Source organism: Streptomyces sp. NBC_00386, assembly GCF_036063235.1.
Lineage (GTDB): Bacteria > Actinomycetota > Actinomycetes > Streptomycetales > Streptomycetaceae > Streptomyces.
Window position 1 is genome coordinate 6133812 of sequence record NZ_CP107950.1, and the last position, 19366, is coordinate 6153177.

14 protein-coding genes are annotated in these 19366 nt (G+C 71.6%); all 14 read right to left on the reverse strand.

The genetic code is table 11. From position 1 onward, the window contains the following. Positions 1-3 precede the first annotated feature (3 nt). Positions 4-1278, reverse strand: coding sequence for an FHA domain-containing protein (locus OG780_RS26995; RefSeq protein ID WP_328452364.1), 1275 nt, complete (start codon positions 1276-1278; stop codon positions 4-6). Positions 1279-1350: 72 nt separating this feature from the next. Continuing rightward, positions 1351-2697 (reverse strand): VWA domain-containing protein, encoded by a 1347-nt coding sequence (locus OG780_RS27000; RefSeq protein WP_328452366.1) that lies wholly within the window; start codon positions 2695-2697, stop codon positions 1351-1353. Between the two features lie 99 nt (positions 2698-2796). Further along, positions 2797-4185 (reverse strand): protein phosphatase 2C domain-containing protein, encoded by a 1389-nt coding sequence (locus OG780_RS27005; protein ID WP_328452368.1) that lies wholly within the window; start codon positions 4183-4185, stop codon positions 2797-2799. Between the two features lie 3 nt (positions 4186-4188). Then, positions 4189-6855, reverse strand: a complete 2667-nt coding sequence (locus OG780_RS27010; protein WP_443062332.1) for a tetratricopeptide repeat protein — start codon at positions 6853-6855, stop codon at positions 4189-4191. Positions 6856-6944: 89 nt separating this feature from the next. Then, positions 6945-8279, reverse strand: coding sequence for a hypothetical protein (locus tag OG780_RS27015; protein ID WP_328452369.1), 1335 nt, complete (start codon positions 8277-8279; stop codon positions 6945-6947). A gap of 69 nt (positions 8280-8348) precedes the next feature. Then, on the reverse strand, positions 8349-9374 hold the full coding sequence (locus OG780_RS27020; RefSeq protein WP_328452370.1) for a glutamate ABC transporter substrate-binding protein: 1026 nt from the start codon (positions 9372-9374) through the stop codon (positions 8349-8351). 14 nt (positions 9375-9388) lie between these two features. Beyond that, positions 9389-10879, reverse strand: coding sequence for a proline-rich domain-containing protein (locus OG780_RS27025; RefSeq protein ID WP_328452371.1), 1491 nt, complete (start codon positions 10877-10879; stop codon positions 9389-9391). A 277-nt stretch (positions 10880-11156) separates the two neighbouring features. Beyond that, positions 11157-12170 (reverse strand): N-acetylglucosamine kinase, encoded by a 1014-nt coding sequence (locus OG780_RS27030; RefSeq protein WP_328452373.1) that lies wholly within the window; start codon positions 12168-12170, stop codon positions 11157-11159. Further along, the gene (locus tag OG780_RS27035; protein ID WP_328452375.1) at positions 12167-13432 is read right to left on the reverse strand and encodes a 6-phospho-beta-glucosidase; all 1266 of its coding nucleotides are present in this window, start codon (positions 13430-13432) and stop codon (positions 12167-12169) included. Before OG780_RS27035 ends, OG780_RS27030 begins: the two co-directional genes overlap by 4 nt. A gap of 2 nt (positions 13433-13434) precedes the next feature. Beyond that, complete coding sequence (locus OG780_RS27040; protein WP_328452377.1) at positions 13435-14328, reverse strand: carbohydrate ABC transporter permease; 894 nt, start codon at positions 14326-14328, stop codon at positions 13435-13437. Positions 14329-14331: 3 nt separating this feature from the next. Next, positions 14332-15300, reverse strand: coding sequence for a carbohydrate ABC transporter permease (locus OG780_RS27045; RefSeq protein ID WP_328452379.1), 969 nt, complete (start codon positions 15298-15300; stop codon positions 14332-14334). A 7-nt stretch (positions 15301-15307) separates the two neighbouring features. Further along, a complete protein-coding gene (locus tag OG780_RS27050; RefSeq protein WP_328452381.1) occupies positions 15308-16648 on the reverse strand; it encodes an ABC transporter substrate-binding protein in 1341 nt (446 codons plus the stop codon). Positions 16649-16729: 81 nt separating this feature from the next. Next, positions 16730-17941 carry an ROK family transcriptional regulator gene (locus OG780_RS27055; protein ID WP_328452384.1) on the reverse strand — a complete coding sequence of 404 codons (1212 nt, stop codon included), beginning with the start codon at positions 17939-17941 and terminating at the stop codon, positions 16730-16732. A gap of 254 nt (positions 17942-18195) precedes the next feature. Then, a complete protein-coding gene (locus tag OG780_RS27060) occupies positions 18196-19032 on the reverse strand; it encodes a hypothetical protein (RefSeq protein ID WP_328452386.1) in 837 nt (278 codons plus the stop codon). Positions 19033-19366: the final 334 nt, after the last annotated feature.

Genomic DNA, 19366 nt, shown 5'->3' on the forward strand with positions numbered 1-19366 from the left:
TGCTCAGCCGCGCCGGATCGTGATCGTCGTCCAGGCGCCCACGTGCACCCGGTCGCCGTCCTGAAGCGGTACCGGCACGAACGGCTGGATGGGCTCCTCGCCGCCGTTGACCGTGGTCCCGTTCGTCGAGTTCTGGTCGACGACCGCCCAGGTGCTGTCGGGCTGCTGGACCAGGACCGCGTGCTGGTGCGAGACACCCGGGTCCTCCGGGGGCACCGACAGGTCGATGTCCGGGGATTCGCCGGTGGAGTGCCGGCGGCGGCCGATGGTGATCTGGTTGCCGAGGAGCGGACGCTGAAGCTCCGGCGAGTACGCGGGCAGGTTCAGGCCCGCGGCCTCGGGGCCGGAGCGCTGCATCATCGCCATGAAGTACTCGCGGTCCGGGGCGATGGTCGCGCTCCAGGACAGTGACTGTTGCTGTTGCTGCGGCTGCTGGTAGCCGGGACCGGGCGGAGCCTGGGTGGCGCCGGGCTGCTGGTAGCCGTAGCCGCTCGCCTGGCCCGGGCCGTTCGGGCCGCCCTGACCGCCGGGCGCACCGGGCGACGGCGGGGGGATCACCCAGTCGTCCTCACCGCCGCCGAAGGCCGGGCCGCCGGGCTGCGGGCCACCCTGCCGAGGCGGTCCGCCCTGGGTGAAGGGCGGCGGGGAGGGCTGCTGGGTGTAGGCCTGCTGCGGAGCACCCGGGCCGCCGGGCGCGGACGGCGCCGCCTGGTGCGAGGGGTCGCCGAAGCCCTGGGGGCCGCCGTACGGCTGGGCCCCCGGGCCCGGCGGGATCGGTTCGGCGGGCCGGTTCATCTGCGAGGGCCGTGAGCTCTGGTACTCGAACGGGTCGTGACCGGGGCCACCGGCACCCGGACCGCCCTGCTGTCCCGGTCCGGGCTGCGGGAACCGCGGCGCCGGATTCTGGCCGCCGGGACCGCCGGGAACGCCGTACGGCGACTGCCCGCCGGGAACGCCCGGACCGCCGGCCGGGGGACGCGGTGCCGCCGGTGTGTACGAGGTGGCGGTGTTGGTCAGGAAGTTCCACCGGCACTCCTCGCAGAACGGCGCCGCGCCCTCACGGGGCGTACGGCACTGCGGGCAGAACTCGGCGTTGGCGTCCGGCACGCCGGACCGGCCGCCGGGGGCCGGCGGCGGCGAACCGGGCGCCGGGTATCCGTAACCGGCGCCGGGCGGCGGCGGTGGAGGGAGCGGGGGCACGGTACCGGCCATGCGGTGACCGCAGACCTCGCACCAATCGTCGGAACCCGACTGGTGTCCGTTCGGGCATGTCGGCATGTCGGCGCTTCCCCCTTCCTTTTCCGGTCGTGATGACCGGGTTTCTCCGGATCCCCGCGGGACCCGGGCTCGCTACTTCTTTACACGAACAGTCTTTGTGGACCGTGTCTCGAGGGTCATCTCGTCGGCCTCCGCGACACGTGCTTTCAATCGCACAGTACCTGCCGCGACGTCGACCACGTCCACCACCTTCGCGAGGAGTTTGGCAGTATCGGCGTTTCCGGAGGCTCCGGCGAGTTGGACGGCCCGTCCCAGCTTGGCCGTTGCTCCGTCGACATCTCCCGCTTTGCGAAGATCCAGACCTTGTTGGATGACCTGTGCCAGTTCGGCCTGACCCGTGTAGTGGGCGACCTGCGGATTGATGGAGGTCGAGGCGGTCATGTCGTCGGTCCACACGGCCCGTACGAGCCCCTGCGCGCCGAGGTTCTGCACGCTGCCGTCGCTCTGCGGGATCACCAGCGAGACCCGGGCGGCCAGCATCTCCTGGCCGATCCCGGCCGTCGGGACCTGGACGCACACGTGGTAGTCGCGGGACTCGTCGCCCCAGGAGCCCGTCGGGTAGTCGCCCGCGCGGGGTCCGGCCCCGGTGCGCCGGTCCGTCAGATCCCCGACCGTGGGAGCCACTTGCTTGACGAACTTGATCTCGGTGCCGACCGGCGTCCACACCCGCAGGGCCACGTCGGCGACCTCCTTGCCCATGGCCGTCTCCATCATGTGCGTGAAGTCGGCGGCGAGGGCGGCGGGGTCGGCGACGATGTCGGCGGTGCCGAGCAGCGCCGAGGCGATCCCGGTGACCTCCTTGACCTCCCAGTCGGTGCCGACTCCCCGAGCGTCGCAGGTGAAGCGTCCGGCACAGGAGTCCAGCGCGGCGCGCAGGTCCTCGGGCGACTCGTGTTCGTTGCGGCCGTCGGTGAGCAGGATGCCGTGCCGGATCGACACCTCCGCGGAGGACAGCAGCCGGTCGGCGAGCCGCAGCCAGGTGCCGATCGCCGTACCGCCGCCCGCGCTCAGCTTGCGCAGCGCCTGCTTGGCCTGGTCGCGGGTGGAGGCGTCCGCCACGGCGAGCCGCCCGCCACCCGGGTAGACCTCCTTGGCGACGTGCGTGCCGCCGATCACCGCGAAGTGGACCCCGTCGCGCAGGGTGTCGATCGCGGCGGCCGTCGCGTCGCGGGCGTTGCGCATCTTGGCCGGCGGGTAGTCCATCGAGCCCGAACAGTCGACCATGATCGCCACGGCGGCGTCCGGTCCCTGGCCCGGCGTGTACAGGTGCGGCGAGGCGACCGCGCTTCCGATGGTGCCGCCGCCGGTCGCGCTCACCGTGACGATCGCGTTGACCTCGCGACCGCCCTCCGGCAGGTACTCGTTCTGGTACACGTCGACCGAGAACTGCGGCACGTTCGACTTCGAGAAATTGGCCATGCCTATTCGTCCCCCTCGGGCCTCCGCCCCCGGCGGAGGTGCTGACTGTGTGCGGACCGGTCCCCTCCGGTCCGCGGCCGCCCCCGTTCATTCGCGGCCTCAGGCCGATCCTGCCCCCTGGGAGGGGGCGGGGAACGGCAGGACGGCCACTGTTACGTTGTCGTGGCCCCCGCCGTCCAGGGCGTGGCCGACCAGAACCTGGGCACTCTGCAGCGGCCTCTCGGCGGCATCGAGGGGAACGGCCTCGGCCATTTCCTCCGCCGACTCCGCGTAGTTCCACAGTCCGTCGGTGCACACCACGACCACACCCGGCCGGTCCGGCTTGAACGAGACGGTGTGCGGCTCCAGTTCGTAGGCGTCGGCGCCGAGCCAGCCGGTGATCGCGTGGGCGCGCTCGTCGGCGTACGCCTCCGCCTCGTTCATCAGGCCCGCGGCCACCATCTGCGCGGCCCACGAGTCGTCCTCGGTGAGCCGGGCCGGCAATGAGGAGCGGTCGACGGGAATCCAGTAGACCCGACTGTCGCCGACCCAGCCGACGATCAGCAGGGAGGACGTCACGAGGGCGCCGACGATGGTGCAGGCGGGCGCGTTCACGTGCGGTGCGTGCTCGCCCTGCGCGGTGGACGGGTCGGCCAGCGCGTTGACGGCCTCCGACGCGGCGACGATCGCCTCGTGCATGGCCTGCTGCGGATGCGTGCCCAGCGGAAGGGCCGCGAGGAGCGACTCGTTCGCCGCGTGGGAGGCGGCGAGCGAGGCCTCGTCGGGGCGGGTCGCGGAGGAGACCCCGTCGCAGACGATCGCGACGACCACGGGGGAGCCGTCGGGCAGCGCGGTCGAGGAGATCGCGAACGCGTCCTCGTTGCGGTGGTGGCGCAGGCCCCGGTCGCTGACCGCGGCGACCGCGCCCAACTCCTGTTCCATGTGGTCCCGTTCCCGTGGCTGCGCGTGTCCGCAGTGCTCGCAGTAGCCGTCGGTGTCCACCTGGCCCGAACGGCAGGCCACACACAGCTTGGCGCCCGCGGGGGGAACCGGGAGGTCGCCGGTCCGGGGATCGGCGGGCACCTCGCGTTCCGGGCCGTCGGCCGGAGGGGCGAGCGGGTACTCGTCGGGCTCCGGCGGCCTGTCGAACCGTACGCCCGAGGGCTGCCCGGAGGGCCGCTTGGCTCCGGTCGGCCGGACGGCCGCCGGATCCCCCTCGGGGTGCCCGGAGTGCTCGGGGTGCCCGGAGTTCTCGGGGTGCTCCGGATGAGGCAGTTCGGAACCACCCGAATCGGTGCCCGGGATGTCGGCGGCGCGGTGGACCGGCGACGGCGTGTCCGTGCCGCCGGCCGATGTGCCGTTCATGGCGATCGTGGGGTGATCCCGCGGCGGTGCGGACACCGTCGACAGGTCGTAGCCGCAGGCACCGCAGAAACGGTCAGCCGCGTCCAGCGGCTCCTCGCAACTGGGGCACCGCGAAAGGGCCGTCGGCTGGGGCATCTGGGACATCAATCACACCCACGTCCGGGGGCGGTAACGGTTTGCGCGTTCCACCAGGTCGATCCTTTCCTCGCCGCCCCGCGCGAGCCGGGCCAGCGTCCGGTACGAACGTTCGAGGCCGAAACGGAGGCCACGTTCGTCCAACTCGCTGCCGAGCAGCGCGGTTCCGCGTCCGGAAGCCGGAGCGGAACCCTGGCTACCGGAGAGTACCCAGTCCAGCGCGCAGCCGAGGACCTCCGTCGACAACTGCTCGCGCCGCACCGCGTCCAGACCGAAGCCGTCGAGCGCCTCCACCTGCCCGGCCGCCGCCGTCAGATCGTCCAGGAGCGGCGCCGCCGTCTCCGTGACCGGCCGCTGCCGAAGCCGCGCCCGCACGGCGGCGACCCGGGCCGCCGTGTAGTGGATCGACGACTCCGGCACGGATTCCAGGGTACGTACGGCACCACGGCGGTCCCCCGCCGCGAGCTGCACCCTGGCCAGCCCGAACGCCGAGCTCACATAGCTGGGGTCGGTCGTCCACACCAGCCGGTAGTACTCGGCGGCGTTGTCGAGCTGTCCGAGCACCTCCGCGCACACGCCGAGGGCCAGCTTGGGCGCGGGCTCACCGGGGAAGGCGTCGTAGACCGCGTCGAAGGACAGCGCCGCGATCTCGTTCTCGCCGGTCGCCAGCGCCGTGACGCCGCGGTACCAGACCACCCGCCAGTCGTCCGGGTGATCGGCCTCCAGCGCGTCGACGGCCGAGCCGGCCTCGCTCGTTTCGCCCATCTCCAGGCGGGCCCGCAGCTCCCGCAGCCGCAGTTCCGGGGAAGCGGCCGGTGCCGCCCGCAGCGCGGCGATCAGCTCCGCGGGCGCGGACGCGATGAGCCCGGCGAGGAAACCGGCGTTCGGGTCGCCCGGGTCCACCCGCGGCACGGGCAGGGCGAGCGCGGTGGCCGCCGCCGCGACGGGCCTGACCAGGGTGGCGGAGGCGGGCGGACCGGGCGGCAGCGGCCCGGTCCCGTTCGTGCCCGCGGGCAGCGCGGCCGCGCCCTTCCTCGCCCGTACGGGGACCACGCGGGCCCCCAGCCGCGACACGTCCTCGGCGGCCTTCCCGAACAGCTCGGTGTCGGTGACCCTGGTCTCCGGCCCGAACAGGGTCGACAGCGCCGGCCGCGCCCGCCCCGTCTGGAGCGAGACCACCTCGCGCAGCACGCCCGTCAGCTGCTCGGACATCTCCTGCGCCGAGGCGAAACGGCGGGCCGGGTCGGGGTCGGTGGCCCGGACGAGAAGCCGGTAGAACGACTCGTACTGACGGAAGACCTCGATGTTGTCCGGGTCGGGCAGGGAGTCCACGAAGACGTTCGTGTAGCCCTGGAAGTCGAAGGCGAGGACGGCGAGCGTCCGGGCGACCGTGTAGAGGTCGGAGGCGACCGAGGGGCCCACCTCGGCCACCTCGGGAGCCTGGTAGCCCACGGTGCCGTAGATGGCCGACTCGTCGTCGTCCATCCTGCGCACCGCGCCCATGTCGATCAGCTTGAGCTGGTCCTCGGTCTGGATCGCGTTGTCGACCTTGAAGTCGCAGTACAGCAGGTTGCGGCTGTGCAGATGGCCGAGGGCCTCCAGGGCCTCGATGCCGTACGCGCAGGCCTGCTCCACCGGGAGCGGATCGCGCTTGCCGTCCGCCGTGCGGCGCCCGTTGGCGAGCTCCTTGAGCGACTTGCCGCCCACGTACTCCATGACGATGTACCCGTCCAGCGAACCCGTCCGCTGGTCGAGGTGCTCGACGAAGTTGTAGATCCGCACGATGTTGGCGTGCTCGATCTCCGCGAGGAAGCGCCGCTCGGAGATCGCGGCCGCCATCGCGTCCTGGTCGCCCGTGTCGAGCAGACCCTTCAGGACCACCCACCGGTCGGACACCGCGCGGTCGACGGCGAGGTACACCCAGCCGAGCCCGCCGTGCGCCAGACAGCCCATCACCTCGTACTGGCCGTGCACGATGTCACCGGTGCGCAGCTTCGGCACGAACGAGTAGGGGTGGCCGCACTTCGTGCAGAACCCCTCGGTGCGGCCGGGCACCTCGCCGCGCGAACGCCCCACCGGCGCACCGCAGTCGGAGCGCGAACAGAACCGTTTGCGCTCGGGTACCTCCGGGTTCTCCAGGACCATCCCGCGCGGGTCGGGCCGCGGCACCCCGGGGACCTCCACGAGCCCGGCGCCGAGGCGGCCCCGCCCGGAGGAGGACGCCGCCGAGCCGGAGCTGCGCACCGACACCGAACGGCCCGTCGACCGGCCCGACAGCGACCGCGACAGGCGGCCGGAGACCGAGCGCCGCGACTGCGAGGAGCGCGACGACGTACGCGACGACGTACGCGAGCTGGAGGGTGAGCCGCCGCGCATGCCGACGCTGTCGGAGCCACGCGAACCGCGGCCGCCCCCGAGGGCGCCGGACGACGCCGTACCCGCCGCACCGGCTCGCGGGCCGCTCCCGGACCGGGAGGATCCCGGCGCCGGCACGGCCGGGGCGAGGCCGCACGTGTCGCAGTACAGCTCGCCGCCTCCCATGTCCTCGTACGACCCTTCGCAACCGGGCCGACCGCACGTGAGCGGCTCACCCGCCGGCTGTTCGCCCGCACCCGGTACCGGCGCCGGCACGGCCGGGGCGAGGCCGCACGTGTCGCAGTACAGCTCGCCGCCTCCCATGTCCTCGTACGACCCCTCGCAACCGGGCCGACCGCACTTGTTCCGCTCGCTCACCGGCTGCTCGCTCACACCCGCATCCCCTTCAACGCTCACGCGTCGGGCCCCCTCCGGTCCGCACGGTCCTCGGGCCCGCTCCGCTCGGGCACCTGCGGGCTCAGCAGCTCGGCCGCCGCCCGCTGATAGCGCAGCACCGCCTCCTCCGCCACCCGCAGATCACAGGGGGCGCTCCACAGCATGCGCCGGGCCGCGTCGTAGCGCTCCACCAGGAACGGGTCCTCGGCGAAGCCGTGCCGGGCGACCTTCGCCTTGTACGCGTCGAGGCGTCCCCGCAGCTCCGCACGGACCGCCAGCGGCTGGGTGACCGCCGTCAACGACTCGCGGGCGCGCAGGAGTTCGTCCTCCGCCTTCTCCTCCAATGCCTCCAGGAGCGGCGAGAGGCGGTGCCACTGCGCGTGCCTGCGGTACTCCGCGGCCGTCGCCAGCTGCTCCTGCAACGCCGTCGGCGGACCGCTGACGGCCGGCACCTCGGACGCGGCGATCTTCGCGAGGACCTCGCCGCGGGCACTGCGCGCCTCGGCGAGCGTCCGGTCCGCGCGGCTGAGCACGTCCCGCAGCTTCACCAGCCGCGCCTCCGCGTCCTGCCGCACGGTGAGCACCGCGTCGATCTCCCGGCGCACCTCCTCCAGGGCGCGCGCCTCCCGGTCGTACACCGTGGTGTCCGGGCGGCCGCCGCCCGGGGCCGAACTCCCCTGCGCGGGAACCCAGAAGTCGAGCGGGTCGGAGACCACACGCTCGCGCAGGGCGGTCAGGGTCCGGGTGATCCGCTCCAGGTCGTCGCCCGAGGGGTGCTCGCCGGGACGCACGCCCACGGAGTGTGCGAGCGCGCGGGTGCGCTGGAGCTCCGCGGCCAGTAAATCTATCCGGGCGGGCAGCGCGGACCACACGGCGTCCGCGGTCACGACCATGTCGAGCGAGGCCGCGTACAGCTCGTTCATCCGGTCCACCAGGGCGGCCAGCGAGAAGCGCTCGCTGAGCTTGCCCGTGCCGGCCAGGGTCGGCGCGTTCGCGGTGGCCGTGGCCGAACCGGCGACCGTGATGCCCGAACCGCGCAGCAGCTCGGTCAGTTCGACCAGATCCTCACGGCTGGACCAGCGTCTGCGGGAGCGGATCTCGCGCGCGGAGCGCAGCGCGTCCGTGTAGGCGTCGAAGTACGCCCACAGCAAGGTGATCGACGCCTCCGCGACCGCCCAGCGCTCCTTGGTCGAGCCGGTGAGTTCGGCGCCTTCCAGGAGTCTGCGGCCCGCGTGGTCCTGAAGGGCGAGGAGCGAGGTCTCGATGGCCTCGTGCTCCGCGCCGAGGCGCGCCAGCGCACGGTCCGCCTCGTCCCGGTCCATCACCGGCCCGGGGGGTCCCGTGACGCCCATCGATCACCTCTCGTTCTCGTGCGGTTCCCGGCGGCTCGGTAGGTGCGGCCGGGCAACTCTCCAGTCGTATCAGGTCGTTTGCTTGTAGTGGGCGACCGGCGGGTCCTCCGAGGGGGAGTCGGGCCCCAGGGTCGGAGCGAGCCACTTGTCGTACGACTGCCGCCAGCCGTCCTTGCGGTAGTCGGCGAGGACCTGGTTGACCCGGCGTACCAGGTCGTCGTCCGAACCCTTCTTCATCGCCACGCCGTAGAACTCGGTGGTGAAGATGCCGCCCTTGAGCTCGACCGAGGGGTCCTGGGCGGCCTGGCTCGCAGCGAGCGCGCCGTCGGTCACCACCGCGTCGGCCTCGCCGAGCTGGAGACGCACCAGACAGTCGAGCTGGTTGGGCACGGGAGGACTGACGATGGCCGAGGAGACGAGCCCGTGGCCCAGGTCCGCCGTCAGGCGTTCGTTCGCGGTGGAGCTCGACGCCGAGCAGATCCTCTTGCCGGCGAGGCTCTCGTCGTACCCGGTGACGTCGGAGCTCACCGGGGCGAGCACCTGCTGGCCGGTCGTGAAGTAGGGCGCGGAGAACGCGACCTGCCTGAGGCGCTCGCAGTTGATCGTCATGGTGCGCACGACCATGTCGACCTTGCCGTGCTGGATCGCGGGGATGCGCTGGCTGGTCGGGATCGCCCGGAACTGGACGGCGTTCTCGTCGCCCAGGATGTTCTTGGCGATCGCGTGGACCAGGTCGATGTCGAAGCCCTCCAGGTCACTGCCGGCCTTCGGGTTGTTCGGGTCGCGGTAGCCCCAGTGGTAGCTGTTCTGGTCGACGCCGACGATCAGCCGCCGGTCCTTGCGGTTCTTGATGGCGTCGATCGTCGGCCCGTCCGCGCCCGACGGGGCCGGGCTCAGGTTCTGCGGGTCGATGCATTCGGGGGCCTTGGCCTGCGTGCCCCGGGCCACGCCCTGTCCGCCGACACCCGTGCCGCCGTCCCCGAGCGTGGAGTCGGGCAGCAGCAGCGCGAGGACCAGAGCCGTCGCACAGGCGAGCGCCATCGCGCCCACGCCGCCCCAGCCCTTCAGGCTCGCCCTCAGACGTCGTGCGATCATCGCCGCTCCCCCTCTCACCGGTACTCCGAAAGCCTGCGGCCGATGCCGAGCACCGCGCCCGCGCCGGCCAGCACGGCGAGGACGGCGGCGCCGACCGGGAGGCCGGTCATGGCGCCGAGGCCGTCGTTCGCCGCCCGCTGGAACTCGCTCTCCTCGTGCGTCAGCGCGTCCCTCAGGTTCGTGTCGACGGCGTCGAAGCACTCACCCGTGGGCTTCTTGTCGGCGGAACCGATGACCCGGTCCAGCGCGAGCTGGTACTCGCCGTTGTTGTCGGCCTCACGGGCTTCCGCGTGACGCTGCACCCAGACCTTCATGCTGGCGGTCGCGACCTGTACGGGCTTCTCTCCCGACCGGTCGTCCGCGAGGGCCGCCGCTTCGGCGAGACCCTGCGTGAGTGCCTTCATGTCCCGGTCGAAGTCGTAGTCGTACAGGTCGACGCTCGTCTTGTCGGGCAGGAGCTTGGTCTCGGCGCCCCGGCTGACCAGGGTGAGGTTCTCGTTGCCGCGGGCCTTCAGGGACGCGATCTGGGCGCTGTGCAGCACGTTCAGGGAACGGACCCCGTGGTCGTAGGACTCGTTCAGCCCGGACCGGGCGACCGTGTGCCCGACGGTGAGCCACAGCAGCACGACCAGGGACGCCCCGGTGGCGGCGGCCATGCCGTGGTTCAGCACCCGGTTCGTACGGCGGTAGTTGCGCCGCTGGGCCCAGGCGAGGGCGCCGAGCGCGAGGAGTCCGAGGGCGATCGCCGCCCACGGGTAGGGCTTGGCGTCGGCGTAGTCGGCGCTCAGCCGCTGGTTCTCCCGGTTGTAGAGCTGCTGGGCCTTCGGGAGCATCTCGTGCTGCATCTTCTCGTTCGCGTACCGCAGATACGCGCCGCCCAGCGGGTAGCCCTGCCGGTTGTTGGCGCGGGCCCGCTCGATCAGGCCCTTGTACTCGGGCAGCAGTTCGTTGAGCTCGGAGATGGTCCTGGCCGAGGGCGAGCCCGGCTCGGAGCTGTTGGCCGCGGTGATCAGCTTCGCGGCCGCCGTCCTGATGTCCCGCTCGTACCGGACGCGGGTGTCCTGTGTCTCCTGACCGCCCGCCAGGAAGCCGCTGGAGGCGGTGGTGTTGGCGTCGGCGAGCGAGCGGTAGATGTCGGCGGCGCTCGCGCTCAGCGGCTGGCTGCTGTGCAGCACGTTGTCCGCGGCGGCCGAACGCTCCGTCATCTGCCAGGCGGTGACCGCGCCGAACGCGACGACCAGCAGGGCGAGGACGGCGCCGATGATCCTCAGCCGCCCCGGCTCCGTCGTCGCCGCGGCGCGCAGCCGGTCCGCGCCCTCGGCCCACGCCGTGCGCCGCGGTGCCGCGCCGGGAGCCGGGGGAGCGTTCCGCGGGTCCCCGAACCCGCCCTGGGGCACGGGTGATCCGCCCGGCGGCCGGGGAGATCCGGACTGTGCCGGCACGGCCGGCATCGTGGGCGTGCCCTGCCCCGGTGGCGCCGCGCTGCCCTTCGGCGGGTGTGTCACTGTCGACCTCCCCCATGGTCATCCGCTCGGTCACGCTCACCACGGAACACGGTGGGCGCGGCCGACCGGTGTACGTGCACGGCGGCAAGTATCGCCGCCCGTACCGGCATCCGCACAGGCCTTGCCTGGATCTTGTTCGGATCACGGCGCAGCACGATTCCCCCGTGCCACCCCCCTTCTCATGAACACGTGTTCCGGATCCGTTTGGTTCCCTCCCCTTCGCGCCAGGTCATGGACGGTCCCGGGGCCCTGGGCGCCGTCTGCCCCGCGGACCTCCTCAGCCCCGTTCGTAGAACGCACGCGCGCGCGCGTGGATCTCGCCCGCGGCCCGTACGTGGTCCAGGCCCAGGAGTGCCGCGCCCAGGACCGGCGGGGCGGTGACCACCCGGGGGACCGCCTTGGGCGCGCGGACGGCCAGGACCTCGTGGACGCGGTCGTCGAGCAGGGGATGGCGGGCGGCGAGGATGCTGCCGCCGAGGAGGACCGGGGTCTCCTCGGCGAGCAGTCCGAGGCGTGTCAGGGCCACCGTCGCCATCGCGGCCACCTCGTCCGCGAGCCGGTCGACGAGTCCGCGGGCCACCGGGTCGCCGTCCGCCGCCGTGGCGAACAGGACCGGGGTCAGCTCGTGGCGCCGCGCGTTCGGGATGTGCTCCAGGTGCAGCGCCTCGATGAGCGCGTACATGGAGTCCAGGCCGAAGTGCGCGGGCAGGGTGCGGGCCAGGGCGGTCTCCCCGCCGCGGCCGTCCTCGGCCCGCGCCGCGTGCCACAGGGCCTCCTCCGCCAGGCCCCAGCCGCCGCCCCAGTCACCGGAGATGCGGCCGATGGCGGGGAAGCGGGCGGTGCGGCCGTCGGGCCGCATGCCGACACAGTTGATGCCGGCCCCGCAGACCACGGCGACACCGCGCGGTTCGGCGATCCCGGCCCGCAGGATCGCGAAGGTGTCGTTGCGCACCTCCACCCCGGCGCCCCACGCGCGTGCGTGCAGCGCGGCCGCCAACTGCTCCTCCTCCACCGGCAGATCGGCGTTGGCGAGGCAGGCGGAGACATGGCGGACAGAGGTGACGTCCGCCTCGGCGAACGCCCGCCGCACGGCGTCGGCGACCGCGTCCACCGCCGTCTCGACGCCGACCGCCGGGGGCCGGAACCCGCCCCCGCGCGCGGTGCCCGTCACCGTGCCGTCCGCGGCCACCACGGCGACGTCGGTCTTGCTGTTCCCCGCGTCGATGGCCAGCACGAGGCCCGCGGGTCCGGACCCGGCGGCCGTCCCGGCACCGGTTTCCGTCGACGTCATGCCCACGCGAGGTGCTCCCGGTTGTGCGCGATCAGCTGGTCGGTCAGGGTGTCGGCCAGGGCGTACTGGCCGACCAGGGGATGGGCGAGCAGCGCCCGGAAGACCCGGTCGTGTCCGCCGCGCAGTGCGGCGTCCAGGGCGAGATCCTCGTACGCGGTCACGTTCGCCATGAGACCGGCGTAGAGCGGGTCCACGGCCGGCACCGGCAGCGGGGCGGGCCCCTTGGCGCCGACCGCGGCCTGCACCTCGATCACCGCGTCGTCCGGCAGGAACGGCAGGGTGCCCCGGTTGTACGTGTTCACCACCTGGTAGGGGCTGCCGCCCCCGCCGAGCAGCGCGGCGGCGAGGTCGACGGCCGCCTCGGAGTAGTACGCGCCGCCCCGCTTCGCCAGCAGCTCCGGCTTCTCGTCGAGCGCCGGGTCGCCGTACATGGTGAGCAGCTGCCGCTCCATCTCCGCCACTTCGGCGGCGCGGGAGGGCTTGGTGCGCAGTTCCCGGACGACCTCGTCGTGCGCGTAGAAGTAGCGCAGGTAGTACGAGGGGACCACGCCGAGGCGCTCGACCAGGGAGAGGGGCAGACGCAGGTCCGCGGCGACGGTGTCGCCGTGCTCGGCGAGCAGCCGGGGCAGGACGTTCTCGCCCGCGGGGCCGCCCAGGCGCACACCGGTCTCCCAGGTGAGGTGGTTGAGGCCCACATGGTCGAGATGCACATCGGTGGGGGAGACCCCCAGCAGTCCGGCGAACTTCCGCTGGAAGCCGATCGCCACGTTGCACAGGCCGACCGCCTTGTGGCCCGCCTGGAGCAGGGCGCGGGTCACGATGCCCACCGGGTTGGTGAAGTCGATGATCCACGCGTCGGGGTTGGTGCGGCGGACCCGCTCGGCGATGTCCAGTACCACCGGAACCGTGCGCAGCGCCTTGGCCAGGCCGCCCGCGCCGGTCGTCTCCTGCCCGACGCAGCCGCACTCCAGCGGCCAGGTCTCGTCCTGTTCGCGGGCCGCCTGGCCGCCGACGCGCAGCTGGAGGAGCACGGCGTCGGCGCCTTCGACCCCCGCGTCCAGGTCGGAGGTGGTGACGATCCGGCCCGGGTGGCCCTGCTTGGCGAGGATCCGGCGGGCCAGGCCGCCCACCAGCTCCAGGCGTTCGGCGGCCGGGTCGACGAGGACCAGCTCCTCGACGGGCAGGGTGTCCCTGAGCCGGGCGAAGCCGTCGATGAGTTCGGGGGTGTAGGTCGACCCTCCGCCGACCACGGTGAGTTTCATGGTTAACCCTTCACTCCGGTGAGCGTGACGCCTTCGACGAACGCCTTCTGCGCGAAGAAGAACACGAGGATCACGGGGGCCATGACCAGGACGGTCGCGGCCATGGTGAGATTCCAGTCGGTGTGGTGCGCGCCCTTGAACGACTCCAGGCCGTAGCTCAGTGTCCAGGCGCCCGGGTTCTCGGACGCGTAGATCTGGGGGCCGAAGTAGTCGTTCCAGGCGTAGAAGAACTGGAAGAGCGCGACGGCCGCGATGCCCGGCTTCGCCATCGGCAGGACGACCTTCAGCAGGGTCCGCAGATCCCCGCAGCCGTCGACCTTGGCGGCGTCCAGGTACTCGTTCGGGATGGTCATCAGGAACTGGCGCAGCAGGAAGATGGAGAACGCGTCCCCGAACGCCATCGGGATGATCAGCGGCCACAGGGTGCCGGACAGGTCGAGCTGCTTCGCCCAGAACAGGTACATGGGGATGATCACGACCTGCGGCGGCAGCATCATCATCGAGATGACCAGCATCAGCGACAGATTCCGGCCGCGGAAGCGGAACTTGGCGAGGGCGTAGGCGACCGGGATCGACGAGACGACGGTGAGCACCGTGCCGAAGCCGGCGTAGAGCAGGGTGTTCTTCCACCAGGTGAGGAAGCCCGGGGTGTCGAAGACCTTCTTGTAGTTGCCCCACTCCCAGGTGTGCGGGATCAGGTCGCGGCTGAGCGCCTGGGTGTCGCTCATGAGCGAGGTCAGGAACACGAACACGAAGGGCAGGACGAAGAAGAGGGCGACCGCGACGCCGAGCGCGTGGACCGCGACCCACTCAAGGAGGGCTTTGCGGCGGGCGGTGCGCTCGGCGGGGGAGGCGGGCGCCGCCAACTCCACCGGCTTGTCGAGTACTTGAGTCATCGGTCAGTCACCTGTCTGGATGAGACCGCCCCGGCGCCGCATCAGGAACGCGGTGAACACCATGGACAGGGCGAACAGCACGAGCGCGACCACACAGGCGGAGCCGTAGTCGAAGCGCTGGAAGCCGAGGTTGTAGACGAGCTGGGGCAGGGTGAGCGTCGACTTGTCGGGATAGCCGGGCTCGAACTGCGTGCCGGCGCCCTGGATGACGCCCGAGGCGACCTTCCCGGCGATCAGCGGCTGCGTGTAGTACTGCATGGTCTGGATGACCCCGGTGACCACGGCGAACATCACGATGGGCGAGATGTTCGGCAGGGTGACGTACCGGAAGCGCTGCCAGGCCGAGGCGCCGTCCAGTTCGGCGGCCTCGTACTGCTCCGTCGGTACGTCCAGCAGGGCGGCCATGAAGATGACCATCAGGTCGCCGATGCCCCACAGGGCCAGCAGGGTCAGGGCGGGCTTGGACCAGGCGGGGTCGTTGAACCAGCCGGGGGCGGTGACGCCGGCCTTCTCCAGGACCGAGTTGACCGGCCCGGTACCGGGGTTGAGGAGGAAGGCGAAGGCCATGGTGGCGGCCACCGGCGGGGCGAGGTAGGGCAGATAGAAGAGGGTGCGGAAGACACCCGTGCCCGTCCTGATCTTCGTGATCAGCAGTCCGACACCGAGTCCGAACGCCACCCGCAGGGTCACCATGACGAGGACCAGCCACAGGGTGTTGCGCAACGCGGGCCAGAACAGCGGGTAGTTCTCGAAGACGTAACGCCAGTTCTTCGTCCCGCTCCACGTCGGCGGCCTGAAGCCGTCGTAGTGCATGAAGGAGAAGTAGACGGTCGAGATCAGCGGGTAGGCGAAGAAGACCGCGAAACCGATCAGCCAGGGCGACATGAAGGCGAGGGTCCGAAGCGCCTGTTTTCTGTGCTTCGCCGCGAGGGCGGAGCTGCGGCGCTTCGAAGCCGGCGTGACAGTGCTCATCGTGCGGTCACTTCGCCTGCGCGATGTCGGTGTCGATCTGCTTGGCGGTGGATTCCAGGCCCGCCTTCAGATCCTTGGCCCTGCCGCTCTCGTAGTCGTATCCGAACTGCTGGAGCGTCACGAGGTAGGTGCCGCCGTTGATGGACGGCGGGGTCGTCGTCGAGTTCGGGTTCGAGGCGATGTCCAGGAACGTCTTGAACCGCGGGTCGTACTTCAGCTTCGGCGACTTGAGGGCCGCGAGCGTGGAGGGCACGTTGTGGATGTCGTTGGCGAAGCCGACCACCGCGTCCGTGTTCGTGGCCATGTACTTGATGAGCTCCCAGGCCGCGCCCTGCTTCTTGCTGGTGGACGCGATGCCCGCGATGGTGCCGGTGATGTAGCCCTTGCCGTACTGGTCAGCCCGGTCGTCGGGGACGGGCAGCGGGGCGACGCCGATCTCGAAGCCGGGCTTGGCCTCCTCGGCCATGCCGAGCCGCCACTCGCCGTCGAGCTGCATGGCCACCTGACCGGTGTGGAACGGGTGCTTGGGGCCCCACTCGTCACCGAGCTTGGAACGGTAGGTCTCCAGTTTCTTGAAGCCGCCGAGCGCGTCGACCAGCTTCTTCTGGAGGGTGAACCCGGCGGTGAACGCGGGGTCCTTGGCGATGTTCGACTTGCCGCTGCTGTCGAAGTACGTCGGCGAGAACTGCCCGAAGTAGTGCTCGGTGGTGGACTCCCAGCCGTGGTAGTTCGGCATGAAGCCGAGCTGGGAGTACGAGTCGCCCTGGGCAATCGTGAGCTTCTTGGCGTCCTTCTCGAACTCGGACCAGGTCTTCGGCGGGGAGGCGATTCCGGCCTTCTCGAACGCGTCCTTGTTGTAGTAGAGCCCGTACGCGTCACCGAGGAGCGGCACCGTGCAGCGGTTGCCGTCGAACTGGGTGTACTCGTTCATCGCCTTCGGGAAGGTCGCCTCGGGGTCGATGCCCGCCTGCTTGAAGAGGGGGTTCAGGTCGACGAAGGCGCCCGACGAGCAGAACTTGCCCACGTTGTTGGTGGTGAAGGAGGAGACCACGTCGGGGGCCTTGCCGCCGCCCGCGCGCAGCGCCTGGTTGATCTTGTCGTCGGTCATGTTGCCGACGACGTTGACGTGGATGTTGGGGTGCGCCTTCTCGAAGCCCGCGACCAGCGACTTCACGGCCTCGACCTCGTTCGGCGCGCTCCAGCCGTGCCAGAAGTTGATCGTCTGTTCCTTGGACGCGTCCTCGCCGAAGCCCTCGTCGTCGGACTGGCCGGTACAGGCGGTGGCGAGAAGGGCTATCGAGGCGGAGGCGGCGAGCGCGACAGCCGCCTTTCGGGATATTCCGGGCATGGCGAGATCTCCCTGCGAAGGACGGGGCGGTACAGGAGGGGTGTGGGTTCGGGACGGTGGGCGTCGCGGGGTGGAGCGGACTCAGCGGGAGGTGTCGAAGACCTCGTCGCGGGTGGCTGCCAGGGCGCTCTCCAACGCGCCCCGCAGCACGGGGTGTTCGTGTACGTCGCCGACGACGAGGCGCGGCCGGGACGCGGCCAGCTCCTCCAGTTCGGCCTGGACCAGGGCGCGCAGCGGTTCGCCGCCCGCGGTGAGCGAGGCGCCGCTGAGGACGACGAGTTCGGGGTCGAGCACGGAGACGAGGGAGGCCAGACCGGTGGCGAGTCCGGTCGCGTACATCTCCAGGAGCCGCCGGTAGGGGCCCGCGTCGACGGCGGCGGCCCGTTCGACGACGGTGGCCGCGACCTCCGTGTAGGGGCCCGTGGGCAGGTCCTGGATGCCGAGTTCGCGGGCCAGCTTGGGGATGGCCTGGGAGCCGGCCAGCTCCTGGTAGCCACCGCTGTTGGCCCGGGTCACCTGGCGCACCAGGGGCGCGCCGGGCACCGGCAGGAAGCCGACCTCGCCCGCGCCGCCGGTCCAGCCGCGGTGCAGCCGGCCGCCGAGGACGAGGGCCGCGCCGAGACCGCCCTCGTTCCACAGCAGGACGAAGTCCTCGTGGCCCCGGGCGGCGCCGAGCCGCTGCTCGGCGATGGCGACGAGGTTGACGTCGTTCTCGTACTCGACGGGCATCGGCAGTGCCGCGGCCAGCTCGTCGAGGAGGGCGGGGGAGTGCCAGCCGGGCAGGTGGGAGGCGTAGCGCAGCCGGCCGGTGTTGGGGTCGAAGGCGCCCGGGGTTCCGATGACCAGGCGGCGGACGTCGTCCCGGGCGAGCCCGGCGGCCTTCACCGCGCCGTCGAGGGCGTCGGTGACCTGGCGTACGACGGGCTGGGACGGGCGGCGGCCGGGGGTGGGCAGTTCGTACGCGCCGACCGTGCGGCCGGTGATGTCGGCGACGGCGGCGAGGACGCGCTCGGGGGTGACGTCGAGACCCGCCGCGTGGGCGGCGCCCGGATTGACCTCGTACAGCTGGGCGCTGGGGCCCGGCCGGCCCTCGCTGGTGCCGGTGGCCAGGACGAGTCCGGCGGCTTCCAGACGGGCGAGGAGCTGTGAGGCGGTGGGCTTGGACAGCCCGGTGAGCTTCCCGATCCGGGTCCGCGAGAGCGGTCCGTGCGCGAGCAGCAGATCGAGGGCGGCGCGGTCGTTCATCGCGCGCAGGACGCGCGGGGTGCCCGGCGTGCCGGCGGATCCTGCCATGTCTGTCGCCACCTGCCCTTCTTGACCGACCAGCTTCCCAGGGGTGCCTTCGGGAAGTCCACCGCAAGATCATTGTTAGGAAAGTTTCCTATTGCTGGTGCGAGGAAAGTAGGCCGGAGGAGGCGCGGGCGTCAAGAGCAACCGCCGCCCCGGCGGCGCAGCCGTCGCCGAAACGCGCAAAGCCGCCCTCGCGGCGGACGGGTTCGTCTGCTGCGAGGGCGGCTCGGGCGGGCCGGAGGCGGCCCTGGCCTTGGTTACTTCACGTCGACGTAGTCGCCCGTGGCCGTGGCGGTGCCCGTGGTGGCCGTGCCCGCGAACTGGTAGCGGTACGTGCCGTCGGCCGAGGCTTTAACCGTGGTGCTCAGGGCGCCCGCGGTGCCGGAGGTCACCGTCTTGACGGTCTTGTAGGCGGTGGCGCCCTTGGCCTTGAACTGGAGGGCGGCCGGCTGTCCCTTGTAGCCGGCGTACTTGCCGGTCGCCCAGTCGGCGCGGGTCAGCGCGCCCTTGACGGTGAGGGTGCTGCCCTTCTTCACCGGCTCGGGGGTCGCGTTGACGGTGAGTCTGGCGGCGCGCTTGATCTGCACGGTGCCGGGGAGGCCCCACACGTCGGAGCCGAACTCCGTGCTGATGTGGTTGTCGGAGTCGTCGTTGTCCGTGGTCATGTGGCCGTAGTAGCCGGCCACCTTCCAGGTGCCGGCGTCCGAGGCCCCGTAGAAGTAGTCCTGGGGGTAGATGGCGATGACCTCCTTGCAGGACTCCGTGACCGTCGTGGCGGTCGTGGCCGTCGCGGTGCAGGTCGGGAGGTCGTCGGGACCCAGCAGGTTCTCCTGCCTCGCGAGCGACGGCCCGTTGTACAGGACGACGCCCGCGCCGCTCGTCTCGCCGTCGATGACGAGGCCGGCCGGGCGGACCAGGGTGTAGGTGATCGGGACCTTCACCACGTTGGTGGTGCCGACGACGATCGCCTTGCCGTTGTTGACGGTCACGTTGGAGAAGGTCAGGTCCGGTGTGGCGGCCGACGCGGTCGGCGCGGCCAGGGCGGACACGGCCAGGGCGCCGGAAACGGCGGCGCCTATGGCGTACTTGCGCATGGATTCCCCACATTCGAGGCGGGCCCCTGGGCGTTGAGCTCCAGAACAAGGGCCCGCTGTTGGGGCGACAGTAGACGGTTGAACGATGTGGCCGGAATGCGGGGGCCGTGTGAAGAGGGCCGGTCTGGCCCGGCGTGTGCGGCGCGGTGCCGAGGGCGGGAATCCCGTGTCGGTGTGTCAGCAGCGTGATGACCCGGGCTCATTACGGCTTCGTCACGATCGGCTGGGTGCGGGTGGGGTGGCGTGCGGGATTTTATGACAGTTCGCGCTGTTCGAGCAGGGGGATTTCACCGTGCTGGTGACGGTTGCGCGGGCGTTCCCCCGCCTTGCTCAC

What these genes read in the sequence shown, in the direction of transcription:
- OG780_RS26995 (WP_328452364.1), bottom strand. Translation starts at nt 1,278, where the DNA reads ATGCCGACATGCCCGAACGGACACCAGTCGGGTTCCGACGATTGGTGC.
- OG780_RS27000 (WP_328452366.1), bottom strand. Translation starts at nt 2,697, where the DNA reads ATGGCCAATTTCTCGAAGTCGAACGTGCCGCAGTTCTCGGTCGACGTG.
- OG780_RS27005 (WP_328452368.1), bottom strand. Translation starts at nt 4,185, where the DNA reads ATGTCCCAGATGCCCCAGCCGACGGCCCTTTCGCGGTGCCCCAGTTGC.
- OG780_RS27010 (WP_443062332.1), bottom strand. Translation starts at nt 6,855, where the DNA reads ATGGGAGGCGGCGAGCTGTACTGCGACACGTGCGGCCTCGCCCCGGCC.
- OG780_RS27015 (WP_328452369.1), bottom strand. Translation starts at nt 8,279, where the DNA reads ATGGGCGTCACGGGACCCCCCGGGCCGGTGATGGACCGGGACGAGGCG.
- OG780_RS27020 (WP_328452370.1), bottom strand. Translation starts at nt 9,374, where the DNA reads ATGATCGCACGACGTCTGAGGGCGAGCCTGAAGGGCTGGGGCGGCGTG.
- OG780_RS27030 (WP_328452373.1), bottom strand. Translation starts at nt 12,170, where the DNA reads ATGACGTCGACGGAAACCGGTGCCGGGACGGCCGCCGGGTCCGGACCC.
- OG780_RS27035 (WP_328452375.1), bottom strand. Translation starts at nt 13,432, where the DNA reads ATGAAACTCACCGTGGTCGGCGGAGGGTCGACCTACACCCCCGAACTC.
- OG780_RS27040 (WP_328452377.1), bottom strand. Translation starts at nt 14,328, where the DNA reads ATGACTCAAGTACTCGACAAGCCGGTGGAGTTGGCGGCGCCCGCCTCC.
- OG780_RS27045 (WP_328452379.1), bottom strand. Translation starts at nt 15,300, where the DNA reads ATGAGCACTGTCACGCCGGCTTCGAAGCGCCGCAGCTCCGCCCTCGCG.
- OG780_RS27050 (WP_328452381.1), bottom strand. Translation starts at nt 16,648, where the DNA reads ATGCCCGGAATATCCCGAAAGGCGGCTGTCGCGCTCGCCGCCTCCGCC.
- OG780_RS27055 (WP_328452384.1), bottom strand. Translation starts at nt 17,941, where the DNA reads ATGGCAGGATCCGCCGGCACGCCGGGCACCCCGCGCGTCCTGCGCGCG.
- OG780_RS27060 (WP_328452386.1), bottom strand. Translation starts at nt 19,032, where the DNA reads ATGCGCAAGTACGCCATAGGCGCCGCCGTTTCCGGCGCCCTGGCCGTG.